Annotated in this window: 23 protein-coding genes; 11 read left to right on the top strand and 12 right to left on the bottom strand. The window is 60.4% G+C overall.

The genetic code is table 11. The features are described 5' to 3' along the window. Nucleotides 1–14: 14 nt before the first annotated feature. Entirely contained in the window at nucleotides 15–434 is a 420-nt protein-coding gene (locus tag ACORQT_RS16385) for a winged helix-turn-helix transcriptional regulator (protein ID WP_444859242.1), read from the bottom strand. Between the two features lie 86 nt (nucleotides 435–520). On the opposite strand from ACORQT_RS16385, the gene ACORQT_RS16380 reads away from it, so the two are divergent. Then, a complete protein-coding gene (locus ACORQT_RS16380; RefSeq protein ID WP_444859241.1) occupies nucleotides 521–1,453 on the top strand; it encodes an aromatic alcohol reductase in 933 nt (310 codons plus the stop codon). A 17-nt stretch (nucleotides 1,454–1,470) separates the two neighbouring features. Here ACORQT_RS16380 and ACORQT_RS16375 read toward each other — a convergent pair whose 3' ends face one another. Continuing rightward, nucleotides 1,471–2,157, bottom strand: a complete 687-nt coding sequence (locus ACORQT_RS16375) for an aspartyl/asparaginyl beta-hydroxylase domain-containing protein (protein ID WP_028127723.1) — start codon at nucleotides 2,155–2,157, stop codon at nucleotides 1,471–1,473. Nucleotides 2,158–2,416: 259 nt separating this feature from the next. On the opposite strand from ACORQT_RS16375, the gene ACORQT_RS16370 reads away from it, so the two are divergent. The 5 genes from ACORQT_RS16370 to ACORQT_RS16350 all read left to right on the top strand — a co-directional run bounded on the left by ACORQT_RS16370 (nucleotide 2,417) and on the right by ACORQT_RS16350 (nucleotide 7,785). Beyond that, nucleotides 2,417–3,607, top strand: coding sequence for a sugar transporter (locus ACORQT_RS16370; protein ID WP_042785012.1), 1,191 nt, complete (start codon nucleotides 2,417–2,419; stop codon nucleotides 3,605–3,607). A gap of 160 nt (nucleotides 3,608–3,767) precedes the next feature. Continuing rightward, on the top strand, nucleotides 3,768–4,598 hold the full coding sequence (locus tag ACORQT_RS16365; RefSeq protein WP_089192008.1) for an alpha/beta fold hydrolase: 831 nt from the start codon (nucleotides 3,768–3,770) through the stop codon (nucleotides 4,596–4,598). A 9-nt stretch (nucleotides 4,599–4,607) separates the two neighbouring features. Next, nucleotides 4,608–5,033 carry a DoxX family protein gene (locus ACORQT_RS16360; RefSeq protein ID WP_033651867.1) on the top strand — a complete coding sequence of 142 codons (426 nt, stop codon included), beginning with the start codon at nucleotides 4,608–4,610 and terminating at the stop codon, nucleotides 5,031–5,033. After that, complete coding sequence (locus tag ACORQT_RS16355; protein ID WP_164057598.1) at nucleotides 5,026–6,636, top strand: MFS transporter; 1,611 nt, start codon at nucleotides 5,026–5,028, stop codon at nucleotides 6,634–6,636. The genes ACORQT_RS16360 and ACORQT_RS16355 overlap by 8 nt, the downstream gene beginning before the upstream one ends. A 96-nt stretch (nucleotides 6,637–6,732) precedes the next feature. Beyond that, nucleotides 6,733–7,785, top strand: a complete 1,053-nt coding sequence (locus ACORQT_RS16350; RefSeq protein WP_164057597.1) for an NAD(P)H-dependent flavin oxidoreductase — start codon at nucleotides 6,733–6,735, stop codon at nucleotides 7,783–7,785. A gap of 106 nt (nucleotides 7,786–7,891) precedes the next feature. Here ACORQT_RS16350 and ACORQT_RS16345 read toward each other — a convergent pair whose 3' ends face one another. The 8 genes from ACORQT_RS16345 to ACORQT_RS16310 all read right to left on the bottom strand — a co-directional run bounded on the left by ACORQT_RS16345 (nucleotide 7,892) and on the right by ACORQT_RS16310 (nucleotide 17,911). Next, complete coding sequence (locus tag ACORQT_RS16345; RefSeq protein ID WP_042785007.1) at nucleotides 7,892–9,274, bottom strand: serralysin family metalloprotease; 1,383 nt, start codon at nucleotides 9,272–9,274, stop codon at nucleotides 7,892–7,894. A 501-nt stretch (nucleotides 9,275–9,775) separates the two neighbouring features. Beyond that, nucleotides 9,776–11,065: an alginate export family protein gene (locus ACORQT_RS16340; RefSeq protein ID WP_164057596.1), complete on the bottom strand. Its 1,290-nt coding sequence runs from the start codon at nucleotides 11,063–11,065 to the stop codon at nucleotides 9,776–9,778. A gap of 40 nt (nucleotides 11,066–11,105) precedes the next feature. Further along, complete coding sequence (locus ACORQT_RS16335; RefSeq protein WP_033651863.1) at nucleotides 11,106–12,005, bottom strand: VOC family protein; 900 nt, start codon at nucleotides 12,003–12,005, stop codon at nucleotides 11,106–11,108. Nucleotides 12,006–12,484: 479 nt separating this feature from the next. Then, the gene (locus tag ACORQT_RS16330; protein ID WP_046896410.1) at nucleotides 12,485–12,844 is read right to left on the bottom strand and encodes a DUF805 domain-containing protein; all 360 of its coding nucleotides are present in this window, start codon (nucleotides 12,842–12,844) and stop codon (nucleotides 12,485–12,487) included. Then, a complete protein-coding gene (locus ACORQT_RS16325) occupies nucleotides 12,837–13,286 on the bottom strand; it encodes a hypothetical protein (RefSeq protein WP_089192004.1) in 450 nt (149 codons plus the stop codon). The genes ACORQT_RS16330 and ACORQT_RS16325 overlap by 8 nt, the downstream gene beginning before the upstream one ends. Next, a complete protein-coding gene (locus ACORQT_RS16320) occupies nucleotides 13,283–13,864 on the bottom strand; it encodes a hypothetical protein (protein WP_055312014.1) in 582 nt (193 codons plus the stop codon). Before ACORQT_RS16320 ends, ACORQT_RS16325 begins: the two co-directional genes overlap by 4 nt. A 188-nt stretch (nucleotides 13,865–14,052) precedes the next feature. Further along, nucleotides 14,053–16,248, bottom strand: a complete 2,196-nt coding sequence (katG, locus tag ACORQT_RS16315; protein ID WP_069100327.1) for a catalase/peroxidase HPI — start codon at nucleotides 16,246–16,248, stop codon at nucleotides 14,053–14,055. A 259-nt stretch (nucleotides 16,249–16,507) separates the two neighbouring features. Continuing rightward, nucleotides 16,508–17,911: a coniferyl aldehyde dehydrogenase gene (locus ACORQT_RS16310; RefSeq protein ID WP_239507479.1), complete on the bottom strand. Its 1,404-nt coding sequence runs from the start codon at nucleotides 17,909–17,911 to the stop codon at nucleotides 16,508–16,510. A 220-nt stretch (nucleotides 17,912–18,131) separates the two neighbouring features. On the opposite strand from ACORQT_RS16310, the gene ACORQT_RS16305 reads away from it, so the two are divergent. Together ACORQT_RS16305 and ACORQT_RS16300 are read left to right on the top strand one after the other, a co-directional pair. Further along, nucleotides 18,132–18,962, top strand: coding sequence for an alpha/beta fold hydrolase (locus ACORQT_RS16305; RefSeq protein WP_033643735.1), 831 nt, complete (start codon nucleotides 18,132–18,134; stop codon nucleotides 18,960–18,962). Nucleotides 18,963–19,029: 67 nt separating this feature from the next. Further along, the gene (locus ACORQT_RS16300; RefSeq protein ID WP_142002661.1) at nucleotides 19,030–19,974 is read left to right on the top strand and encodes an NAD-dependent epimerase/dehydratase family protein; all 945 of its coding nucleotides are present in this window, start codon (nucleotides 19,030–19,032) and stop codon (nucleotides 19,972–19,974) included. A 140-nt stretch (nucleotides 19,975–20,114) separates the two neighbouring features. On the opposite strand, the gene ACORQT_RS16295 is transcribed toward ACORQT_RS16300, so the two are convergent. Together ACORQT_RS16295 and amiA are read right to left on the bottom strand one after the other, a co-directional pair. Continuing rightward, nucleotides 20,115–21,167 (bottom strand): porin, encoded by a 1,053-nt coding sequence (locus ACORQT_RS16295; RefSeq protein ID WP_033651859.1) that lies wholly within the window; start codon nucleotides 21,165–21,167, stop codon nucleotides 20,115–20,117. A gap of 54 nt (nucleotides 21,168–21,221) precedes the next feature. After that, nucleotides 21,222–22,064, bottom strand: a complete 843-nt coding sequence (gene amiA / locus ACORQT_RS16290) for an N-acetylmuramoyl-L-alanine amidase AmiA (RefSeq protein WP_033651858.1) — start codon at nucleotides 22,062–22,064, stop codon at nucleotides 21,222–21,224. A gap of 339 nt (nucleotides 22,065–22,403) precedes the next feature. Here amiA and ACORQT_RS16285 point away from each other — a divergent pair, with 339 nt between their 5' ends. The 3 genes from ACORQT_RS16285 to ACORQT_RS16275 are packed head-to-tail and all read left to right on the top strand — an operon-like array spanning nucleotide 22,404 to nucleotide 25,314. Continuing rightward, nucleotides 22,404–23,774 carry an MFS transporter gene (locus ACORQT_RS16285; RefSeq protein ID WP_033643731.1) on the top strand — a complete coding sequence of 457 codons (1,371 nt, stop codon included), beginning with the start codon at nucleotides 22,404–22,406 and terminating at the stop codon, nucleotides 23,772–23,774. Between the two features lie 18 nt (nucleotides 23,775–23,792). Further along, nucleotides 23,793–24,191 (top strand): hypothetical protein, encoded by a 399-nt coding sequence (locus tag ACORQT_RS16280; RefSeq protein ID WP_223524788.1) that lies wholly within the window; start codon nucleotides 23,793–23,795, stop codon nucleotides 24,189–24,191. A 46-nt stretch (nucleotides 24,192–24,237) separates the two neighbouring features. Further along, nucleotides 24,238–25,314 (top strand): ABC transporter substrate-binding protein, encoded by a 1,077-nt coding sequence (locus tag ACORQT_RS16275; protein ID WP_223524790.1) that lies wholly within the window; start codon nucleotides 24,238–24,240, stop codon nucleotides 25,312–25,314. Nucleotides 25,315–25,316: the final 2 nt, after the last annotated feature.

Below are 25,316 nucleotides of genomic sequence, written 5' to 3'. Positions count from 1 at the left end.
AGGGAAGCCCGCGTTCATTTTTCGGCGTCGCGCTCTTGGCCATCGTAGTGCGAGCGGGCTGCCCTGAAGGCGTCGGCGGAGGAGATAATCCACGACCAGAGCGGCAGCATGTTGAGCAGCATTTCTTCCCCGGCCTCGGTGATGGTGTAAACCACGCGGGGCAGTTTTTCCTGATAATCGCAGCGCGATATCAACCCATCCCGCTCGAGATGGCGCAGCGTCCGCGTCAGCATTCTCTGCGTCACGCCCGCTAATTGGCGGCTTATTTCGCCGTGGCGCAGCGGCCCGTGGGTGCCCAGGAGATGCAATACCCCCAGCGACCAACGGTTGCCCGCATGTGCGAGGATCTCGCGCTTCAGCCCTTCATCGTCGTTGCTCAATGCTTCACAGAACGCCTGCGAAAATTGCAGCAGCGCTTCCCGATCGCTCGTCATATTCCTCCCCGGTATCACGCGTGTACCTAATTGAACCCGTTTTTGTCAGCTGTCAGGATGACGCAGTGTCAAGACAGGAGGCAAGCATGAAATCCACCAATCCATCCATCAATACCGTGCTCATACTCGGCGCCGGCGAACTGGGGCTGCCGGTACTGCGAGCGATGAGCCGGCAGGCTCGGTTATATCCATCTTTAAAAATCAGCGTACTGCTCCGGCCGGAGGCCGCCCGCGCCGTGAGCGGCCCGCTCCGGGCGCGGCGGGATGAGCTGGCGCGGCTCGGGATCGCCGTGGTGGAAGGCGATCTGCAGCAAAGCGGGGTGGATGCGCTGAGCGTGCTGCTGCGTGGCTTTGATGCGGTAATCAACTGCAGCGGCTTCGTCGGCGGGGCGGGCACGCAGATAAAGATCACCCAGGCCGTTTTGCAGGCCGGCGTGGCGCGCTACTTCCCGTGGCAGTTCGGCGTGGACTACGATGTCGTCGGTAAAGGCAGCGGGCAGCCGGTGTGGGATGAACAGCTCGAGGTGCGTCACCTGCTGCGCGCGCAGAGCGCAACGGAGTGGGTGATTGTTTCCACGGGCATTTTCACCAGCTACCTGTTTGACTCGGGTTTTGGCGTGGTGGATGCGGAACGCAAAACCGTGCGCGCGCTGGGTGACTGGCAGTATGCGGTGACGCTGACCACTCCCGAGGACATTGGCCGGCTGACGGCCGCGATTTTTTTCCATCGGCCCGCGTTTCGCAACCAGGTGGTCTATATCGCCGGGGACACGCTGACCTACCGTGAGCTTGCCGATCTTATGCAGGCGCACTGGGGCGTGGAGGTCAACAGAGTCCTGTTGGACAAAGAGCGGCTGCAGGCGGAGGTGCGGAATCATCCGCATGACGTCGGCGCGAAATACCGGCTGGCTTTCGCCCGACCCGACGGCGTGGCCTGGGATAAGGCGAACACCTTCAATGCGCGCCAGGGCATGGCCGTCACTACCGCCGGCCAGTGGCTGGCTTCTCAGGGCGGTTAATCGCCTGTGCGCCGCAGTCAGAACTGGCGCTGCATCCAGCGCACGTTCAGCCGCACCAGCGCGATGATGGCGCTGGAGAGCAGCCGCAGCCCGCCGGGCATGTCGCGGCGGCGAATATCCAGCAGCAGCACGGTGCGCACCTGCGGGCTGTCGTTCCATACCTCGTGCTCGAAGGTATCGTCCCACAGCATGAACTCCCCCTCGTGCAGCCGGTATTCGCGGCCGTCCACCTTCAGCACCGCCGCCGGCGCGCCGTCGGCGCGTTTGGGCATGTCCAGCACCAGATAGCCGCGCAGAATGCCGCGGAACGGGCCGCGATGGGGCGGCACCTGTTTGCCGGGCGCCAGGAAGGAGAGCGACGCGGACAGCACGTCCGGCGAGGAGGCGATCAGCGCCGCCAGCGTCGGACAGCGTGCCAGGTTGCGGGGGATGGGCTGGCCATAGGCCTTCATGATGAACATGCGCCAGTCGCGCGCGTCGTTGGCGGAGATGGACGCCTGCTGGCTCATGATCTCGTGGAAGCGCGGGATATTGTGCAGATCGTGGGCGACCGTCAGCGCCTCTTCGCGGATCTGCCGCCATTGGGCGGTAAAGCGTTCGGCGTCGGGGAAGAGGGCCGCGCTGTCAAGCACCGGCTGGCCCTGGATGCGGCGATCGTAAACATTGCGCAGGGCAAGTACGGACCAATCATAAATCGCGGACATCATAATGACCTCGCCTCAGGAAATGCCAAAGGGACACTGCGCGGGTCTTCGGCGCGGCGCGTGGACGGCCGGGGAAGAGCGGCAGGAAAAATTGGTACGCTTCAATAGATTAGCACAGCATTTTGGCAACCGTGCGTCGGTGGGCGTGTCGATGGGCGGTGAAAAAAACCACACAATTAAAATGTGACGCGTATCGCATTTAGCGGGCCGGTTGGTTAAAATATCGCGACTTGCCCGCACCTGTCCGGATTTTTTTACCATGGAACACGCTCCCGTTTCCCGCTCAACCGCCTGGTTGCGCGTGGTCATCCTCGCCGTCTCGGCCTTTATATTCAACACCACCGAGTTTATTCCGGTCGGTCTGCTGAGCGATATCGCCGCCAGCTTTTCGATGCAAACCGAACAGGTCGGCTTGATCATTACCATTTACGCCTGGATCGTCGCCGCCGCCTCGCTGGCGTGCATGCTGCTGACCAGCAAGATCGAGCGCCGCAAACTGTTGATCGGCGTGTTCATGCTGTTTATCGCCAGCCACATACTGACCGCCGTGGCCTGGAACTTTACCACGCTGGTTATCTCGCGCGCCGGCGTGGCGCTGGCGCACTCGGTGTTCTGGTCGATCACCGCCTCGCTGGCGATCCGCGTGGCGCCGCCGGGCAAGAAAGCCCAGGCGCTGAGCCTGCTGGCGGGCGGCACCGCGCTGGCGATGGTGCTCGGGTTGCCGCTCGGGCGGGTGGTGGGGCAGTTGCTCGGCTGGCGCATGACCTTTATCGGCATCGCGGTGTGCGCCACCCTGGCGCTGGTGCTGCTGTGGCGCCTGTTGCCGGTGCTGAAAAGCGAGCATTCCGGCTCGCTGGCCAGCGTGCCGCTGCTGTTCAAGCGCCCGGCGCTGGTGGCGCTGTACATGCTGACCATCATCGTAGTGACGGCGCACTTCACCGCCTACAGCTATATCGAGCCATTTATCCAGACCGTGGCCGGGCTGTCGGAGAACTTCACCACGCTGATGCTGTTGCTGTTCGGCGCCGCCGGCATCGTCGGCAGCCTGCTGTTCAGCCGCTACAGCGAGCGTTTTCCTTCCGGCTTCTTTATCGGCGCCATTACGCTGCTGGCCTTGAGCCTGCTGCTGCTGTTGCCGGCCGCCGGCAGCGAAAGCCATCTGACGGTGCTGTGCATCTTTTGGGGCATGGCGATCATGGCGATCGGCCTGTCGATGCAGGCCAGAGTCTTGAGCCTGGCGCCGGACGCCACCGACGTGGCGATGGCGATCTTCTCCGGCCTGTACAACTTCGGCATCGGCAGCGGCGCGCTGCTGGGCAACCAGGTGAGCCTGCATCTGGGCATGGGCAACATCGGCTTCGTCGCCGCGCCGCTGGCGCTGATCGCCCTCGGCTGGTGCTTGCTGAGCGCCTACCGCAGCGAACGGCTGCAGCACCACCACAGCCGTTAAGCGGCCGCGTTTCCCTGTCTTCCTGAGCCGGCGGCTGCGCCGGCCTCTTCAGCAAAAAAACTCGCGAACATGCGAAAATTATTCCGTTATCACTGCCTTTGCGCCTGCCGTACTGTTAACCCGTCCAAAATCCAATTCGATACCGAGCGGGGAACACGTCATGAGCACTCTTACCGCGCCCGATGGCGCACGCATTTTCTATAAGGATTGGGGCCGCGGCCAGCCGATCCTGTTCTCGCACGGTTGGCCGCTGTCTGCCGACGCCTGGGACAACCAGATGCTGTTTTTCGGCCAGAGCGGGTTCCGCGTGATCGCCCACGATCGCCGCGGCCACGGCCGTTCGGAGCAAACCTGGCACGGCAACGACATCAACCAATACGCTGACGATCTGGCCCTGCTGATCGAAACGCTGGATCTGCGCGATCTGATCCTGGTCGGCCATTCCACCGGCGGCGGCGAAGTGGCGCGCTACATCGGCCGTCACGGCAGCGATCGGGTGGCGAAGGTGGTGCTGGTCGGCGCCGTACCGCCGCTGATGCTGCAGACGCCGGTCAACCCTGAGGGTACGCCGATGGCGGCCTTCGACGGCATTCGCAGCGGCGTGGCGGGCAACCGCTCGCAGTTCTTCAAAGATTTGGCGGTGCCGTTCTATGGCCTCCACTGCGACGAGGTGGAGAGCAATGCGGGGCTGATCGACCACTTCTGGCTGATGGGCATGCAGGGCGGCGTGAAAGGGCAGTACGAGTGTGTGCGCGCGTTCTCCGAAGTGGATTACACCGCCGACCTGCTGGCGATCGACAAGCCGACGCTGCTGGTGCACGGCGACGCCGATCAGATCGTGCCGATCGGCGCCTCGGCGCTGAAAGCCGCTAAGCTTATGCAACAGGCGGAGCTGAATGTTTACGCCGGCGGCTCTCACGGTTTGGCGCAGGCCGATCCCGATCGCTTCAACGCCGATCTGCTGGCCTTCATCCAGAATTCGCCGTTTTAAGGGGGCGCGATGAACCTGACTGTTATCGCCGCCCGCTGCGCGCAGCGGCTGCACGCGCCTGCGGTGCGCTGGGTGCTGCTGCTCGCGATCTGCGCCGCCTATATTCAGGGCGGGCTGGTCAAGGCGCTGAACGTTGAGGGCGCCATCGCCGAGATGACCCACTTCGGCCTGCAGCCGGCGGCGCTGTTCGCCGTGCTGGTGACGCTGCTGGAACTGGCGGCGTCGGCGCTGATCCTGAGCGGTTTTTATCGCTGGCTCGGCGCGTTGGCGCTGGCCGGTTTTACCCTGATGGCGACGCTGATGGCCAATCCGTTCTGGCAGTTCGACGGGGCGGAGCGCGGCCAGATGATGAACGGATTTTTTGAACACCTCGGGCTGGCCGGCGCGCTGTTGCTGGTGGCATTTAACGATTTGAAGGAGCGAACGGATGGCTGAACAGACGGAAAACAAGGCGACGGCGGGCGGCTTCGCGCCGCTGAAAATTCCATTATTTGCGGTGCTGTGGGGCGCCACGGTGCTCGGCAACGTCGGCAGTTTTATGCGCGACGTCGCCAGCTCGTGGCTTATCACCGACCTGTCGAGCAACCCTTCGGCGGTGGCGCTGATGCAAACCGCCGCCACGCTGCCGGTGTTCCTGCTGGCCATCCCGGCCGGGGTGCTGTCGGACATTCTCGACCGGCGACGCTTTCTGATCTTCGTGCAAATTCTGCTGGCCTGCGTCAGCGGCAGCCTGTTGCTGCTGTCACAGACCGGCGCGCTGACGGTGGAATACCTGCTGGCGCTGACCTTCGTCGGCGGCATCGGCGCGGCGCTGATGGGGCCGACCTGGCAGGCGATCGTGCCGGAGCTGGTGCCGCGCGCCGAGCTGAAAAACGCCGTGGCGCTGAACTCGTTGGGCATCAACATCGCCCGCTCCATCGGCCCGGCGGCCGGCGGTTTGCTGCTGGCCAGCTTCGGCGCCGGCGCGGCCTACGGCGCGGACGTGATGAGCTATGTGCTGGTGATCGCGGCGCTGCTGTGGTGGAAGCGGCCGAAGGTTGAGGACAGCGGCCTGTCGGAACACTTCTTCGGCGCCTTCCGCGCCGGGCTGCGCTATGCCCGTTCCAGCCGCGAGCTGCATGTGGTGTTGCTGCGGGCGGCGGTGTTCTTCGCCTTCTCCAGCTCGGTTTGGGCGCTGCTGCCGCTGGTGGCGCGCCGCATGCTGGGCGGCAGCGCCGGTTTTTACGGCGTCCTGCTGGGGGCGGTGGGCGCCGGGGCGATCCTTGGGGCTATTGTGCTGCCGCGCCTGCGCCAGCGGCTGAACGCCGACGGGCTGGTGTTGCTGGCGGCGGTGCTCACCGCCGTGGTAATGGCGGCCCTGTCGCTGGCGCCGCCGCAGTGGCTGGCGGTGGTGCTGCTGTTGGTGCTGGGCGCCGGCTGGATCATTGCGCTGACCACGCTCAACGGCGCGGCGCAGGGCGTGCTGCCTAACTGGGTGCGCGGCCGCGGCCTGGCCATCTATCTGATGGTGTTCAACGGCGCGATGGCGGCGGGCAGCCTGTTGTGGGGGCTGGTGGCGCAGGAGCTGGGCGTGGCCGCCACGCTGCTGGTCGGCGGCGTCGGCCTGTTGGCGGCGGGGCTGCTGTTCCACCGCCTGCGTCTGCCGACCGGCGAGGCCGATCTGCAGCCGTCGAACCATTGGCCGGAGCCGTTGGTTAACACGCCGGTCGAGAACGATCGCGGCCCGGTGATGATTCAGGTGGAGTACCGCATTCGCGAGCAGGATCGGCCGCAGTTCTTGCGTACGCTGCTGATGCTGGAGCGGGCGCGTCGCCGCGATGGCGCTTACGCCTGGGGCATCACCGAGCACACCGGCGATCCGGAATGCATCATGGAGTGGTTCCTGGTGGAGTCCTGGGCAGAGCATCTGCGGCAGCACCAGCGGGTATCGCACGCCGACGCCGATCTGCAGCAGGAGGCGCTGCGCTTCCATATCGGCCCTGAGAAACCGGTGGTGCATCACTTCCTGTCGCTCGACCGGCGTCAGGTGAAGCATTAACTGCACGGCCAGGCGGTGAGAAGGTGCTATGCTTTTGGTCGGTTCGGCGGCGCGGCCGCCGTAAGACGAATGTAGTCAGCACAGGGAGACATATTGATGACGGCACCTTCTGCTTTTGCCCGCGAGCTTGGGCTGCGCTTTCCGATCGTTCAGGGGCCGATGAACGGCGCGTCGCCGCCGGCGCTGGCGGTGGCGGTGAGCAACGCCGGGGCGCTGGGATCGTGCGCGGCGGCGCTGTTTTCCCCGGCGGTGATCCTCGAGCGCGTGCAGCAGATCCGCGCGCAGACCGCCGCGCCGTTCAACATCAATCTGTTTCTGCTCGATGAGCAGCACCCGGATCTCGCCGAGCTCAAGCGCGCCCAGCACCTGCTGCGGCCGTTCCGCGAAGCGCTGGGGCTGAGTGAACCGCCCATGCCGACTCAATTCGCCGAAAACAACCGCGACCAGATCGCGGCCCTGCTGGAGGCTGCGCCGCCGGTGGTCAGCTTCACCTTCGGCGTGCTGCCGCGCGCGACGGTCACGCAGTTCAAGAAGGCCGGCTCGCGAGTGATCGGCACCGCCACCACGGTGGCGGAAGCCCGCGCCTGGGAAGAGGCGGGCGCCGACTTCGTCTGCGTCTCGGGCGCGGAGGCGGGGGGGCATCGCCCGACCTTCCTCGGCGACATCGAACAGTCCTGCGTCGGCCTGATGGCCCTGTTGCCGCAGGTGGCGGCGGCGGTGAAGATCCCGGCGATCGCCGCAGGCGGCATCATGAACGGGCGCGGCATCGCGGCGGCGCAATTGCTGGGCGCGCAGGCGGCGCAGCTGGGCACCGCGTTTCTGTGCAGCCCGGAGTCGGGCATCGCCGAAGCCTGGCGAGCGGCGCTGCGCAACGCCGGCGATGACAGCACGCGCCTGACGCGCGCCTTCAGCGGCCGCCCGGCGCGCGGCATCGTCAATGATTTCATGCGGCAGATGCGCGCGGAGGAGGCGCAGGTCCTGCCTTATCCGGTGCAGAACGCGCTCACCGGCGATATTCGCCAGGCGGCGGCCAAGGCCGGACGCGGGGAGTTTATGTCGCTGTGGGCCGGGCAGGGCGTAGGCCTGGCGCGGCCGATGCCGGCGGCGGAGCTGGTCGCCACGCTGGCGGCGGAGCTGGAAGCGGTGTGACCTCGTCGGCGCGATTTATTGCTGTGGCAATGTAAAAAGACGCCGGGGTGAGGCCTGAGAGAGATAAACAGTCCGGCGTGAAGGCCGGACTGCGGGTTTGCCTTGGCTAGACGAGAATATCGGCGGAAGCGTCGACATGCCCAACGATTTTGACAAGGAAATCAGGCAATTGATTGCCGGAGAGATTGATGGCCAGATCGGTGACATTCTGCTGCGCGTCATAATTCAGCGCCGCTTCATACAACGAGCCGCTTAAACTATCCACGAAGTGCAATTCGCTCCCTTCGGCCTTAGCCGTCTGGTTGAGCCACGACAGGTCGATTTTATCCACCGCCGTCTGGAAATCGCGGATCCAATCCGGCGCGGCGGCTTGGCTGTCGCCGGCTTCGCGGAAGACGAAGGTGTCCGCGCCTGCATTGCCCCAGAGCTGATCGGCGCCGCCGGCACCGTAAATGATGTCGTTGCCTGCACCGCCTTTTAACGTATTGTTCAGCGCGTTGCCCACAAGAATGTCGGCGCCGCTGCCGCCGATGATATTTTCAATCTGCGCGCCGTAGGCGATGGCGATATTCGCCTTCAAGCCGCCTACATCAGAGAATGCGCCTTCGTTAATGTTGATGCGCTGATCCTGGCTGTAGCCTGAAAAATCCAGCGTGTCATTGCCGCCGGCATCCCAGATAGCCGCCACGATTTTGTCCGTGGACGCCTTAACGCTCAAAAAGTCTCTGTCCGTATTCGAGTTGAAACCATAGGTGGTATCGCCGGTGCGCGTGGTGGTATTCGCGCCGTAAAGCTTCTGTATGGCGGTAATATCATCCAGCTGCGGCCCCGATGGCCAAACGCCTTTATAGTCAGCGCTGGTGTATTGTTCGTTAAAATAGCTCATCAAAGAATATTGATGGTCGTCTTCATAATACTTCGCCGAGTTGGCGTAGGTGGGGTAGGTGGCATTTGACGCATCATAATTGCCGGGATGAGAAAGCCCCAACGCATGCCCTATTTCATGGGTGAGTGTATCCCTGGCGTAATTATTGGTTTGCGGATTGGAGGCGTCGTAGCCGTTATTGCCGCTGATCCAAATGGTGCTTTTTAGATTGCTCTGCGTACTTTCATACGAGGTGTAATTGCCCCCGCTGGCCGCCTTATAAAAACCAAACTTTATATCTGCATTTTTCGCGTCGTTGCCTTTAACCTCGGTGAACGTGATGTTGGCCACATCCGACCAGGATTGCAATGAAAGCTTGGTTTGGGCTTGCTGGGCGGCGGTAAGCTGCGCGGCGCCCGTCTTGTCGCTGCCCGTATAGACGGGGAAAGAGTAGGTCAAGGTAGCCGCATGGTCGGTCACGCCTTTGCCATTGGCGGAATAATGGCTCCTCAGCAGCAGATCTGAAACCTCTTGCGTGGTATATGACGGTTTACTGTTCCCCGCGTGATCGCCTCTTTCATAATGGGTTAAATAATCGGAAATTTTATCGGTCGCTAATGACATATCAAACTCCTTTGGACGTTGACAATATTGCACCTAACGCTCTATATGCTCGTACACAGGTTTGAAAATCAGGGGTAGTTAAAGTGATATCATTGGCTTGCCTCCTTGGTCTGGCTTGAATATTGCGTTCAAGCGGAATATATCCTTATCATTAATCACGGTGAGGAATTAATTGTGCACTGTGATTGAGTTAAAGCAGTATAAACACAATTATTTTATTAATGAGTTATTCTTATATGAATCTTTTACATAAGATATGAGTAAAAGACGTGTTTAAATAACTCGTTGGAATTAAATCTTTATTTAATATTTCTCTGTAATCGGCGCGCGGCGTTTGCGTCGCTGATTTATCTTTCTGCTTTTCCAGCTTTTTATCTGTGAAATGCGGTGAGTAGCCGCCATTGCCGTAACGCATAGAGGCGGCCGCACGCCGGCTGTCGTCATTAATCGGATACGGGATTATTGAGGGCGCCCGCGTACACCGATTAACTTGCCTGATGCTTAAAAACTGTAGGTGCCCTGCGCCAGGACGAAGTTCATGCTTTTCAGCCCGGCATGGTGCTGCAGGCTGTTGCTGACGTCGAAGTAAACATAGGCCACCTTGAACTGAAGATCGCTGCGCGGTGTCCAGGTTGTTTCGACCTGATACTGGTTGCCGATAAAGCGCGAGCCCTGCGCGCTGCCTTTCACCGGGCGCATCGGGCCGAGGTAGAAGGCATCCTCGCGGCGTTGCCGCCATAGCGCGTCCCAGCTGAAGTCGATGGACAGGGTTTGCCACGGCGTGATCGTGACCGAAGGATGGATGGCGATCAGGTTCGCCGGCGCCACCAGCCCGTTCTCGGTCAGGTAGGGCAGCTTGGGATACATGGCGTTAAAGGTATTGAGCTGTCCGTCGTGACCGTTTTTATCGCCGCTGGCGATGCCAATCTTGCCGCCGAAGCGCGGCCGCCAGCGCCAGCCGTTCGCCGTATAGCCGGCGTGCGCCGACGCCGACCAGGCGCGGATGTCGCGCTGTTCCGCGCTGCCGAACTGCCAGGCGGCCTCATTGTCCCAGTCGAAGCCCTGCGCCGCGCCGAAAATGCGCGCGCCGACGGTGTAGCGCCGCTCTTGCCCGCTGAGCTGCGCGTAGTGGGCGTCGTTATCTTCAAAGCCGAAGGTATAAAGATCGAGCGAGGAAGCCAGCGGCGTCAGCGGTGTGGTGCCGTACAGCCCCCATACCTTTTGGCTGTTGTCGGTATCGTCGTCGAAACTGCCGGTTTTGAGCGTAATGGGGTGGCCGATAAAGGCGTCGAGGCGGTTTTTGTCCTTGACCCAACTGGCGCGGATAGCGTCGAAGGAGCGGCGCACGTTGGGGCCGTCGCGGGTGCCCAGCAGGTGCAGCGAGCCCAGCGCAATCTCCTGGCGGCCGATCCGCAGGGTGCCGAGGCCGTAGGCGGTGGGCAGTTTCATATCCACATAGCCCTGGCCGAGGTAGGCATGATCTTCGTCGGTCGGCTTGCGCCCGCGGTCGCGCGGCGTGGCCAGCGACGATCCCACCTGCACATAGGCGCCGACATAGTCGCCGTAGTCGAGGCGCGCGCCAACCAGCAAGCGCTGCATGAAGGTGTCGTCGCGTCCGCCGTTCAGATCCCGCTGATCCGTCCATTCATAGCGCTCGCGCAGTGAACCGTCGAAAGACAACGTGGCCGCATCGCCCAACGGGATGTTTTTCCAGGGGGAAGCGGCGGGCTCCGCCGCCAGCGCGGGGAGCGTGGAGAACAGCAACAGTGCGGGTAGCGTGCGTTTCATCATGGATATCCGAAGAAAAAGCGCGCCGCAGCGCGCCTTGGGTTTATTTAGCCGTCTGGTGAATTTCGGCGATATAGCCGCCGGGGAAGCTCACCAGCGCCGAGGCGCGGCGTTCCGCCGCCGTCGAACGCCACAGCACCTGCGCGCCGCTGGCCGTCGCTTTGGCCAGCGTGGCCGACAGATCGTCGACGCCATAGCCGGTGCGCTCATGGCCGAACGGATAAGGCAGATGTCCGTCGGTGACGAAAATGCGCGTTTTGCCGAAGCGGGAGTCCAGTTCGATCTGGCGGATCTTGCCGTTGCCGTTACGGCCGATCGCCGCATCGCTGACTTGCGCGTCGCTCGCCACCTTGGCGTGCGAGAATGCCCGATAGCTGTTCAGGAAGTCGTCGACGCGATAGGCGGAGAGGTACAGGCGGTTTTCCGGCACGCTCAGCAGCGGCTTGTAGTTGGGCGCTTTGGTGTGCCAATAAAGCTGCATGTTGACGCCGCCGGGCCACTGGATCACTGCGTCGCGGCCAATCGGATCGTCGAAGGGTTCGACCTGCACATCGGCGCCGGCGGCCTTGGCTTGCCGAATGGCGGCGTCCATATCCCTGACCAGAAAACCGTTGCGCTCAGCGCCAAACGGATGCGGGATCGGCGTTTTGAAATCGAACACCGAGAAGCTGCCGGCCGGCGTCAGTATCAGCTGGGAGTAGGTTTCGCTGGGCGTGGGCGTGACGTTGACCAGCACGCGTTCGGTGCTGGTGCCGCCGAAGGTTTTCAGGATGCTGTCGACAAAGGCATCCATCTTGCCGCGTTCGACGTAGACATGGGTGGTGTCATACTGCGGCCCTACGGCGACAGACGCCGTATCGGCCGCCCATGACATCGCCGGGAGCAGCAGCGCAAGGGCCGATATCCTCAGCCGACGAGAAGAAATGCCGATAATATGTTGCATGTTGACCTCCAGGTAGCGGTTATTTTCCTGAGTGAAGCGTAATTTTCCATGAGCTTTCCCGTCGGCTGAAAAATAAAAACCAAAAGCGCAATGCGCGCCGTGAAACATTAACGAAGGGCGAACCTCAGGCGCCCAGGCGAATATCGCGCAGGTGCAGAACATCTATTTTTATGGCGTAAAACGATGGGGCGCCTTTGCCGGCCAAACCCGCTGCCGCTAAGGGACGGCGATGATGAGACCCGCCTCGCCGCGTGTTGAGGTGTATCGAGGATAATCCATAACGGTCATCTCCTTGATGGGATATATCGCATTAACGATGTGAGTTTACGCTCTTCATTGCCCTCTAAATATAAATACAGCATTAAAAGAATTGCCGCCCATCAAATTTTTATATGACTTGTTGAGTAAATACGAATAAGCGGGAAAAGAGAATATCGCGGCGCCTGACAGGGCTCGCCGAAGCAGGCCGTTGAGGGGGCTTACGCCAGGTTTGGGCGATCGTCGTAAGGGTTGTTGAGGTTCTTTGCGGGAAGGAACAGCGCGAAGATCAGCATCACATAGGGTGTGAAGCAGAACCAGGTCAGGCACCAACCACCGGAGTAACCCGCATCGTGCAAACGGCGCACATTGGCCGCTAGCATAGGCAGCAAAAACGCTGCAAGCGCGAAAATGGAAATCTCATTCATCTTGCTGGCGATAACAGCGAGATAAAGCAGAAACCAAACGTGCTGGCACAAAAGCAGCATTGAATAAGGCCCACGGCTTTCGCGACCTGAGTAGGTGAAGGTCTTTTTGTAACAGTTGAGTAGACTATTCAGGATTCTCGGTTGTTTAGACATTGCGTGCTGATTGTCCTGACTTGTTGACGAGCCATAGCGACGAACAGGTTAAAACCAGAGAAATAAGCGCTGGGCCAGCAAGGTTAAACTGTTCAACAGCAATTGCATCCATCGGGATTTTGTTGAGAGGTTCCAGGAACTTGCTCTTAAGTATCAAGATGACGAGAAGGTAGACGAAGTGGATACCCACCCAAGTGCTATAGATAACGGCATATCGTCTAACGGATTTTGATTTTTTTGTCAGTACGATCTGCGTCAGGATGATGACACCGCACAAAATGAAAATCCCGGCGGCCTTAAACTGGGTAACGACCGTTGCTGCAACGTCAGAAACAAACAATGTTTTCCCGGCAAAGTAGAGCTTTGCCATGGGGAGGTGCAGAAAATAACCAATAAAACCATAAATGACTATCAGACTAATGAACAGCATCGTTTTCTTCATTTTTTTAGCTCCTTGGCGCTGCTCAAGGATAACATCAAATTTTTCATTTCTAGTTCAGTACGAATCATTATCAGATTCTTGGTCGTCTTGTTGTATTTTGCCATTGCAGTAGGGGCTGATTGTCCACCGTTGCTCATAATGAATGAGACGTCTTTCCTGCCATAGAGCTTCATCTCTGGGATAGGATCTTGGCCATAAATGTAAGGTGTGGGTACGTTAATCTTATAGGATTTTCCTAAAAATTCGGGGAGGGGTGCTTTTGCTCCATCCAGAGGTGTTATTCTTGTTTCAAATCCGGCGAACTCCAGTGAATAGAGCGTGCTGCCCCCTTGTTTGTCTCTACTGACCAAGTCGTTGCCCATCAGTATCTTAAATTTTTCCCAAATGCCGAGCTGTGTATAGTCGATCTTTCGTCCCTCCCAAAAAACCTCTTGTTCCTTACGCAATTGGTAGACGTAGCGCTGGATTTGTACAGCAGAAGGAGAGAAGTGTCCTATGGACGGGAGTCCATTTTTGCTGAAAATTTGTTCTTTAATGATAAATATTCCTGTTTCTCCGTAAACATTAATATCGTCCATGATTAATCCTATTTTATTGATTTTTAATATTTTTAAATTGTCTTTGTATACATTTAATCGCCTAACCAATCATGGGGTTATAAATTTTATCAATCAGTTAGTCATTTTTATGTGTTGTGTCGTCGGTTTTTACCCTCAAATAAAAAAGCCCGCCGACTTACCGTGGCGGGCTTTGTGCTGTCGCTAAGTTACGCCAGATCGAAACGATCGAGGTTCATCACTTTGTTCCAGGCGGCGACGAAGTCGTGGGCGAACTTCTCTTGCCCGTCGGCGCTGCCGTAGACTTCGGCCAGCGCGCGCAGCTGCGCGTGCGAACCGAACACCAGATCGACGCGGGTGCCGGTCCATTTAACCGCGCCGCTGCGGCGATCGCGGCCTTCGAACAGGCCGTCCTCACCCGCCGGATGCCAGGTGGTGCCCATGTCGAGCAGGTTGACGAAGAAGTCGTTGGTCAGCGCCTGCGGGCGATGGGTGAACACGCCGTGCTGCGTGCCGCCGACGTTGGCGCCGAGCACGCGCAGCCCGCCGACCAGCACCGTCATTTCCGGCGCGGTCAGGGTCAACAGCTGCGCCTTGTCGACCAGCAGCGTTTCGGCCGGCACGCGGTATTTGCCCTTCAGGAAGTTGCGGAAACCGTCGGCGAGCGGCTCCATCGCCTCGAAGGAGTCCACGTCGGTCTGTTCCTGCGAGGCGTCCATGCGGCCCGGGGCGAACGGCACCGTCAGGGTGAAACCGGCGTTCTTCGCCGCCTGTTCCACGCCCGCCGCGCCGGCCAGCACGATCAGGTCCGCCAGCGAGACGCGCTTGCCGCCGGTCTGCGCATCGTTGAAGGCGCGTTGGATGCTCTCCAGCTTGGCCAGCGTCGCGGCGAGCTGCGCAGGTTGGTTGACCGCCCAGTCCTTTTGCGGCGCCAGGCGAATGCGCGCGCCGTTGGCGCCGCCGCGCTTGTCTGAGCCGCGGAAGCTGGAAGCGGAAGCCCAGGCGGTGGAGACCAGCGCCGACACCGACAGGCCGGAAGCCAGCACGGCGTTTTTCAGCGCGGCGATGTCCTGCTCATCGATCAGCGGATGATCGACCGCCGGGATCGGATCCTGCCAAATCAACGCTTCCTGCGGCACTTCCGGGCCGAGGTAGCGCGCGCGCGGCCCCATGTCGCGGTGGGTCAGCTTGAACCAGGCGCGGGCGAAGGCGTCGGCCAGCTCCTCCGGGTGCTCATAGAAGCGGCGCGAAATCTTCTCGTAGGCCGGATCGAAGCGCAGCGACAGGTCGGTGGTCAACATGGTTGGGCGGCGTTTTTTGTTGGGATCGAAGGCGTCGGGAATGGTTTCACCGATGTCTTTCGCCACCCACTGGTGCGCGCCGGCCGGGCTTTGGCTCAGCTCCCATTCGTATTCGAACAGGTGGCGGAAGAAGTCGTGGTTCCACTGGGTCGGGGTGGTGGTCCAGGTGACTTCCAGGCCGCTGGTGATGGCGTCTTTGCCGACGCCGGTGCCGAAGGTGCTGTGCCAGCCGAGGCCCTGCGCTTCCAGTCCGGCGGCTTCCGGATCGGCGCCGACGTGAGACGCCGGGCCGGCGCCGTGGGTCTTGCCGAAGGTGTGGCCGCCGGCGATCAGCGCCACGGTTTCTTCGTCGTTCATCGCCATGCGGGCGAAGGTTTCACGGATGTCGCGCGCGGCGGCCACCGGATCGGGATTGCCGTCCGGGCCTTCCGGGTTGACGTAAATCAGGCCCATCTGCACCGCCGCCAGCGGGTTTTCCAGATCGCGGTCGCCCGAGTAGCGGCTATTCGGCCCGCCGCTCAGTTCCAGCCAGATCTTCTCAGAGCCCCAGTAGACGTCGTCCGGCTCCCAGGTGTCGGCGCGGCCGCCGGCGTAGCCGAAGGTTTTGAAGCCCATCGATTCCAGCGCCACGTTGCCGGTCAGGATAATCAGGTCGGCCCAAGAGATGTTGCGGCCGTATTTCTGCTTGATAGGCCACAGCAAACGGCGCGCCTTGTCGAGGCTGACGTTGTCCGGCCAGCTGTTGAGCGGGGCGAAGCGCTGCTGGCCTTCGCCTGCGCCGCCGCGGCCGTCGCCGATGCGGTAGGTGCCGGCGCTGTGCCAGGCCATGCGGATGAACAGGCCGCCGTAGTGGCCGAAGTCCGCCGGCCACCATTCCTGCGAGTCGGTCATCAGGGCGTGCAGATCCTGTTTGACCGCCGCCAGATCGAGGCTGTTGAAGGCATCGGCGTAGTTGAAATCTTTATCCATCGGATCGGACAGGGGGGAGTGCTGGTGCAGCGGTTTCAGGCTGAGCTGATTAGGCCACCAATCCTGATTGGTGGGGCCGTTCTGCGGTGCGGGCTGCTTGCCGCCCGAAAACGGGCATTTGCTTTCAGTTGTCATAATGCGCTCTCTGCTTCCGTAAAGATGCTCCAGCCGCCGGGCGTGGAGCGGTTAACAAGGCATGCGGGTAAGGCTTGCGTCGGGTGTTGCGCTAAATAACTGAACTCAATCGATTGACGTCACCCTCGCCGCCAACGGGCAAAGGGGGACATAGGGCTAAGCTTAGTCAGCGGCGGCGGAGAGATAAAATAGGAATGAGTGAATATTGTGATAGCTTGCGGCGATTTATGGGTGTGCTATTGATAGTCAACGCGCCGCGTTATCGGCGCCGCAACATGAACGCGAGCACCGCGTCCGCCAGCTTGCCGAACGGCGCGCGCAGCAGGTCGGTAAAGCGCCAGCGGCTCTGGATGAAAACGCCTTTGGCGTGGCTCAGCGCCCGAAATCCTTCGATGCCGTGACAGGCTCCCATGCCGCTGGGGCCGATGCCGCCGAACGGCAGATCGTCCTGGGCGAAGTGCAGCAGGGTGGCGTTGATGCTGACGTTGCCGGAGGCGGTGCGCGCCAGCAGCCGCTCCCGATCCTCGCCCGGCGGGCCGAAGTAGTAGAGCGCGAGCGGGCGGGGCGCGGCGTTGATAACGTCGATCGTTTCATCAAAGGCGGCGTAGGTGCGCACCGGCAGCAGCGGCCCGAAGATCTCTTCTTGCATGATCGCGCTGTCATCGGGGGCGCCGACGATAAGCGTAGGGGCCAGCGTGTTCGGCCGTTCAGACGCCGAGTCCGGTCGGTGGCCGACCGGATGGAGTTGCGCGCCGCGCGCCTGTGCGTCGGCAAGCAGCGCTTGCAAGCGGTGGTAGTGCCTGTCGTTGATGATGGCGCCGTAGTCGTCGCCGGTTGGCCCGTCGGGATAAAAGCTTTTAACCGCCGCGTCATAGAGCGCCATGAAGCTTGCCAGATCGTCCTGATGAACCAGCAGGTAATCGGGCGCGATACAGGTTTGGCCCGCGTTCGACAGCTTGCCGAACGCCACGCTCTTGACGTTTCTGGCGTTAACCGCGCCGCGCGCCATGACGGCAGGGCTTTTACCGCCCAGTTCGAGCGTTAACGGCACCAGATGTTTGCCGGCCGCCTGCATGACCTGACGGCCGATCGCCGTGCTGCCGGTGAACACCAGATGGTCGAACGCCAGCTCGCTGAATCTGGCCCCGACGTCCGGCCCGCCGGTCACGACGGCGACCTCATCGGTGGGAAACAGCGCCGCCAGCATCGTTTCGATGAGGCGGCTGGTATGCGGCGTGAGCTCCGAAGGTTTCAGCATCACGCGGTTGCCGGCGGCCAGGGCGGTGGCCAGCGGGATGAAGGTCAACGAAAACGGGTAGTTCCACGGCGCCATGATGCCAATCACGCCCTTGGGCTGATATTGCACATAGGCGCGTGCGGCCTGATACGGCAGGGCGACGTGGCGGCGCTCCGGCTTCATGAAGCGTTTCAGGTTGCGTAGCAGGTAATCGATCGCCTGAACGGTGACCAGAATCTCCAGAATGTCGGTTTCGTAAGGCGAACGGTGGCCGAAGTCCGCGCTGACGGCCGCCGCCAGCGCGGCGCGCTGGGCCAGAATGGCGCTCCGCAAGCGGCGCAGGGCGGCCTTGCGCTGTTGCATCGTCGGCGCGCCGTCGCGCAGGAAGGCGTGGCGCTGGGCGGCAAGCCGCGGCTCCATCGTCATGAGGATGTCATCTCCCTGCACTTGAATTCTCCTGATGCCGAGTGAAAGCGGGAATGCGGTTTGCCGAATGGGGTTTGACCTTAAAGTGAACTTTAAACCTATACTCGTTAAACGATCAACGCAAGATCGTCGGCCAACCGGGATGAGGGAGCCAGAGATCCCGGTGCCGTGCGCAGTATAAACCTTCTTTTTTAACCAGAGTGTAAATGGGAGAAACGACATGGGTTATGTAACGACCAGCGATGGCGTCGAGATTTTCTACAAGGATTGGGGCCCAAAAAACGGCAAGGTTATCTACTTCCACCACGGCTGGCCGCTGTCCAGCGATGACTGGGATGCCCAGATGCTGTTCTTCGTGAACAAAGGGTTCCGCGTGGTTGCGCACGATCGTCGCGGCCACGGCCGCTCCAGCCAGGTGTGGGAAGGGCACGACATGGATCACTACGCCGATGATGTCGCCGCGGTGGTAAAACACCTCGGCGTACAGGGCGCCATGCACGTGGGCCACTCGACCGGCGGCGGTGAGGTGGTGCGCTACATCGTGCGCCACGGCGAGGACAAGGTGTCCAAAGCGGTGCTGATCAGCGCAGTGCCGCCGCTGATGGTGAAAACGGACAGTAACCCGCAGGGCACCCCAAAATCGGTATTCGATGATTTCCAGGCGCAGCTGGCCGCCAACCGGGCGCAATTCTATTACGACGTGCCCGCCGGCCCGTTCTACGGCTATAACCGTCCGGGCGCCAAACCGTCGGAGGCCATTATCTGGAACTGGTGGCGGCAGGGCATGATGGGCGGCGCCAAGGCGCACTATGACGGCATCGTCGCCTTCTCGCAGACCGATTTCACCGAAGATCTCAAGAAGATTGCCATTCCGGTGCTGGTGATCCACGGCGACGACGACCAGGTGGTGCCTTATCAGGATTCCGGCGCGCTGTCGGCCAAGCTGGTGCAAAACGGCACGCTCCATACCTATAAGGGCGCGCCGCACGGCATACCGACCACCCATGCCGATCAGGTCAACGCCGATCTGCTGGCGTTCGTGAACAGTTAAGCGCGAACAAGCACTTTTGCTCCGCCCTGAGTGGGCGGAGTTTTTTTCATTGCGATGAGGAACGCCAATGCAAACGATCCTGGGCGCCAGTGGCCAGATCGCCCAAGAGCTGGCGCGTGAACTGAAGCGCGCGTACACCGATGATTTAAGATTGGTCAGCCGCAACCCGAGGAAGGTCAACGACAGCGATACGCTGGTCGCGGCCGACCTGCTCGATGCACAGCAGACCCTGGCGGCGGTGAAGGGCAGCGACGTGGTGTATTTCGCCGCCGGCCTGCCGCCGGATTCGGCGCTGTGGGAGCGGCAATTTCCGACCATGCTGCAGAATGCGTTGGACGCCAGCCGTACCGCGGGCGTGCCCTTTGTTTATTTCGACAATACCTATATGTATCCGCAGAACGGCGAGCCGCAGACGGAATCGACGCCGTTCGCGCCTCGGGGGCGCAAGGGACGGGTGCGCGCCCTGATGACCGAGAAGGTGCTCGACGAGATGGAGCGCAAGCAGATCCCCGTGCTGATCGGCCGTGCGCCCGAGTTTTATGGGCCGGGAAAAACGCAGAGCTTCACCAATGCGCTGATCGTCGACAGGCTGAAAGCGGGGGAAAAACCGCGCGTGCCGGTTCGCGACGACAGGCTGCGCACGCTGATCTGGACGCCCGACGCCAGCCGTGGGTTAGCCCGGCTCGGCAATACGCCCGACGCGTTCGGCCAGACGTGGCATCTCCCGTGCTGCGACGAGCGGCTCACCTATGCGCAGTTCGCCGCGTTGGCCTGCGAGGTGTTTGGGAAGGACATTTCATATTCCGTTATCGGCAAATGGGCGTTGATCGCCGCGGGGTTGGTTTCGTCCGGGGCGCGAGAGATGCGCGAGCTGCTGCCGCGCTACGAGCACGATAACCTGTTCGACTCGACCAAGTTCAAACAGCGTTTTCCCGACTTCGCCGTCACGACGTATCGCGCCGGGCTGGAAACGATTTGGCGGGAGTGGAAAAACGCGCAAGCGTCGCGCTGAGGCGTCCGTCACGCCATGAGCAGGCGCATTCGGCACTTTGTCATCACTCTGCCCTCATGATCCTCTCGCACCGTCTCGATCGGCGCGAGCGAGCCTCGCCCTTCACCGGGCGGGGCTTTTTTATTGGCTACGGCAGCGCGTCACCAGTGATAGCTGATGCCCATATCGAGTTTGTCCGACGCATCGACGCCGGGGGCGTGCCGAGAAAGGTTATTGAATTCATAGTTAATAAACACCTGCATGTTGCTATTGAGCAACCAGGTCACGCCCAACTCCTCGTAGTTCAATAAGTCGGTGTTGCGGCCTGCCCGGGCCTGTATCAAACGGGTATAGCCGATGTTGGGCTGAATATGGTCCGTCAGCCGGTATTTGGCGAGCGCTTCATAACTGGACGCCGAGCCGCGGTTAGCGGTTTGTTGCGGGCTGATGGCGTTGTCGCTTTGGGTGAACACGGCCGCGAGATAGATTTTTTTCGACGCATAGAGAACCCCCTCGGCCAGCGTATCGATGCGCCGACGATAGCCGGCGGCGCGTTGCTGGCGCTGCGTGGTTTGAGACGCCGAAGCGGCGGCGATGAGGCTGAGCGTCGGCGTCAGCGCATAGCGGAAGGAGGCGCCGAACCCGTTGCCGTTTTGTTTGCCCAGCGCCTGTCGATCGTCGCCGTCTTTGAACTGATACTGCAGCGCGAGGGCGGCGTGCCGCTGAAACAGGCTGAAAGGTTTGCGGTAAGTGAGCAGGTTGTGCGCCCGGCCGCGCATAAAGTTGTCGATGTAGTTGTAGGCCATTTCTCTGAACAGCGGGGAGCGATCGGTCAGGGCGGTCACATCATAGAGCACGCCCCAGTTGCGGCCGATATCGAGGCTGCCCAGGGCGGCGTTCTGCACGCCGAGGTAGGCGAGCCGGGTGCTGTTTCGGGTGGCGTCGGCGAAGCTGACGGTATATTCCCAATGGGCGTAGGCCCGCCAGCGCGGCGCGATCTTTTTTTTGCCGATCAGGCCGAAATAGAGATAGCTGCGGTCGCCGTCGTCGCGTTCGCTTTGGCCGCTGTAGCGTCTGGCGATAATCGTGCCGTAGAAATTCAGGCTGCTGTGTTGCGATACCGTCAGCGGCACGGCGAAGGCGCTGCGCGGCAACAGGGCCAGCAGCGGGAGCCACAGGCTCGCCGAAAAAGCGCGAGGATTGCATTTTATCATGTTGACGCCGTCCCTGTGCGCGGCAAGCCGGCCGGCTTGCCGTCCTGGTGAAGCTTAAGCGAGCGTGACGTGTTTAAAGTAGCTGACGATCCCCTGCGTGATGGCGGTGGCGATTTTATTTCGGAATGCAGGGGTGCCCAGCAGCCTTTCTTCCTCGGGGTTGGTGATGAACGAGGTTTCCACCAATACCGAAGGAATGTACGGGGATTTCAACACCACGAAGGCCGCCTGTTCGGTATTTTTGGCATGCAAATGATGGATGGGCGCAATATGTTGGATCAGGTGCGAGCCCAGCGTCAGGCTTTCTTTGATGGTTTCCGTTTGTTCCAAATCAAACAGTATCTTCTGCAAATAGCGATCTTTCTTGATGACGTGGGGGCCGGCGAGATCGTCCGCCGCGTTTTCACTGTTCGATAAGTATTTCGCCATCGCGCTGCTGGCGCCCTTAGTGGAAAGCGCAAAGACCGAAGCGCCGCAGGCGCTGGGGCAGGTAAAGCCGTCGGCGTGAATCGACATGAAAAGATCCGCGCCATGCCGGTGCGCGATCTCCACTCGATCGTACAGCGGAATAAAAACGTCGCTGTCGCGCGTCAGGCGGGCATCGATGCCGTGTCGATCGAGCTGCGCCCGCACGTTTCTGGCGATCGCCAGAACGACATGTTTTTCCAGCGAACCGGTGTGGCCAATGGCGCCGGAGTCGATGCCGCCATGGCCGGGATCCAACATGACCAGGAATCGTTTTCGCGCACCCTGAGGGCCCGCCTGTTTTTTGGGGCGTGGCAAGCCGTGGGCGCTAGCCAGCGGAGAAACGGCGCTATTGAGCGCCAGAGCCGCCAGCCCGGCCAGCATCATTCTGCGGCGGGACAAGCGCGTGTTCAAAAGGTCCTTCTTAGCCATAAGGTTAACCCGCATAAAGGGAAGGTTGTTTTGTTATAACATAACAATTTATACCGGCATCATCGTTGTCTGTTAGCGCCTGTTACTTTTAATGTCATTCTATAAATAAACCGGTTTTTTATACCGAGTATGGTTATTTAATTGGGTATTTATATTGTGATTTATTTGTATTGCATTTGTTAATTCTTATTTTGAAACACTATGCAATCCAATATTTCAAATGAGATTTATTACCATCCAATAATGATATGTTATAACGTAATTACAAAAATTGATAAAAACGGCGTCTTTGCCGCCGGCATGCCGGCATAAAGACACCCACGTTTTTGGAGCGTTAACATGACTTTTAAACACCAGGAAAAAGAGACGCTAAATCTATTCGCGGTTCTCGCCGTCTCGTTAAGCACGGTCATCGCCATGCTCGACAGCACCATCGCCAACGTAGCGCTGCCGGTGATCGCGAAAGATTTCGCCGTTTCCGAATCGGCTTCCATCATGATTATCAATGCCTACCAGTTTGCCGTCGTCGCGTCGTTGATGCCCTTTGCGGCGCTGGGCAGAGCGGTGGGCAATAAAAAAATCTTTATGGCCGGGGTGGTGCTGTTTGCTTTCTCCTCGTTGGGTTGCGCGCTTTCCGACACGCTGGCGATGCTGACGGCGTTCCGAGTGATACAGGGCTTCGGCGCGGCGGCGGTGCTCAGCGTCAATGCGGCGCTGATCAAGGAGATCTACCCGGCAAGGCTGCTGGGGCGCGGCCTGGGGATTAACGTGATGGTGGTGTCGGTTTCCGCCGCCGCCGGGCCGTCCATCGCCTCGGCGATACTTTCTCAAACGAGCTGGAACTGGCTGTTCACCATCAATGTTCCCATCGCCTGCCTGTCGCTGCTGCTGAGCATGATATTTCTGGGCTCCCGCGAGCGGCGCAGCGTTGGCTTCGACAGCGGGGGCGCCCTGTTGGTGTTTGTGCTGTTTATCGCTTTCTCGCTCAGCACGATGAGCATGACCACCCGCCATCTGCCGGCGGCGGCGCTGAGCTTTGCGGTATTCGCCGGACTGGCCGGGTGGCTGTACATCAATCAGAAAAGAAAGGCCAACGCCGCGCTGATCCCGGTCGCGATGCTGCATAACCCGACGCTGTCATTGTCTTTGCTGATGTCGATGCTGTCTTACAGCACCCAGCTTTTGGCTTTTGTATCGCTGCCTTTTTATTTCCACAATGTCCTGCAAAGAAACGTGGTGGAAATCGGTCTGCTGCTGACTGCCTGGCCGCTGGCCACCATGGTGTCGTCGTTGATTTCCGGCGATTTGACCAAGAAATACGATCCCAATCTCGTCGCCCTGTCAGGCCTCGCCTGCTTGTTGGCCGGCATGCTGCTGATGGCCAACCTGCCGGGCGATCCGTCGAATGGGGCGATCGTATGGCGCGTGGCGCTGTGCGGCATCGGTTTCGGCCTGTTTCAATCACCGAACAACCTGCTGATCATGACTTCGGTCTCTCATGAAAACAGCAGCATCGCTAGCGGTCTGTTGGGCAGTTCCCGGTTGATTGGGCAAATCGTCGGTTCGGCGTTAGTGGCGATTTTCTTCAATATGCGCGGCGCGCAAGCGACGACTATCAGCTTAATGGCGGGGGCGGCGTTCTCGTTTCTCTCTCTGGCCGTGAGCTATATGCGCTTCAAGTCCGCCGTTACGTTAAAAACGAGTAAATAAGCACGTTCGAGGTTTCCCATGCGATTCATCCACCTGGTGCCGCTCATTATCGGGATGGCGGCGTTTTCCCTCAGCGGCTGCTCGACCTACCACGACGTGGCGCTGCAACAAAAAGAGGCGGGGCTCAATAGCCCGTATTATCTGTTGCAGCCGCCGGTGTATGTCGGCGATCGGCTGAAATACGGCCTGAAGGACGGCAGCGGCGGCGAGCTGACGGTTGCGAAGGTTGAACCGAAAGACATCGTTGCCGACAGCGGAAAAATCATTCCCCTGTCGCAACTCTCTTTCCTGCAGCGAAAAGAGATTTCCGAAGGAAAAACCGCCGCGTTGGTCGGCGGCGGCGCGGTCGCCACCGCGGCGATCGTTTTCGTTGCCGGGATCACCATCATGGCCGCCGGCATCGCCGCCTCGGCCTGACACCATTCATCGACGCGCGCCATTGCGCATGCGCGCAGGAGGCCTCATGGCCGTAAAACTGACATTCATCGCCACCGCCTTGCTGGCGATAGCCGCTTTGCCGATGCTGCCTTGCGCCGGCGCCAGCCAGCCGGAAGCGGCCGCGCTGCCGCAGAGCGCGGCGGCGCAAACGCTGCCCGGCAGCTATCCGCGGATCGTTATCACCGGCAACTGCCCCTTCGGCGTGATCCTGGCCAACGAGGCGGCCTATCGGCACGTCGTCGGCGTCGGCCCCTGGGCATTCATGCATGCCGATATGCATGTGTTGAAAGACATGAAGCCTGACATCGGCAGGATCACGTCCGATTTCATCAATAAGGACTATCGGGTCAACATGGAGTCGTTAATGAATCTGCGGCCCGACATCATTTATTACTACGGCAAAAGCCAGGACGATCGGCTGGAAAGGGCGGGCGTGATGACGGTCGATCTGGACGCCGGCGGGAAGACCAAATACCAGCCGATGGTCACCCAGGTGTATTGGGAAAATACCTTCGCCGACACCCTCGGCCTGCCGCGCACGCATAAATTCAAAGACGCCTGGGAAAGGACCCTGAAGCAGATCCGCCCCTATGCCGCAGCCATCCGCGCGCAGCACGTCAGGGCGTTATATCTGGAAGAAAGCGACGGCAGGCAGTTGAAGGTGAGCGGCCCGCACACCTACGGCGACACCTATCTGAAAATGGCCGGCATGGATAACGTCGCCGGGGATTTGCCGGTGAAGGGCGATGCCGGCAGATACATCAACGTGTCGATGGAGCAGATCATGGCCTGGGATCCGGATGTGATTTTCGTGGTGTTCGGCAGCGCAAAAGCGCTGCTGCACGGGGGGATCCCCGGCCAGGCGTGGGAGACGCTCAGGGCGGTGAAAAACGGCAAGGTTTTCTCGACGCCGGTGGGCATTCACAACTGGGGGGGCCTGTCGGCGGAAACGTCACTGTTGCCGCTGTTCATGATCAACCGATACGCGCCCGAAGACATTAGCGACAAGACGCTGCGGCAGGAGACGCGTCGTTATTATCAGACGATGTTCTCCTACGCGATCCCGGACCGGTTGCTGGATGAGGTGCTGGCGCAACGCTAGCG

Origin of the sequence: Serratia sp. (in: enterobacteria) (assembly GCF_052400455.1) — a bacterium.
Classification (GTDB): domain Bacteria; phylum Pseudomonadota; class Gammaproteobacteria; order Enterobacterales; family Enterobacteriaceae; genus Serratia; species Serratia ureilytica.
Note: the sequence above shows the minus strand (reverse complement) of the source record. Positions and strands in the feature narration are given on the sequence as shown.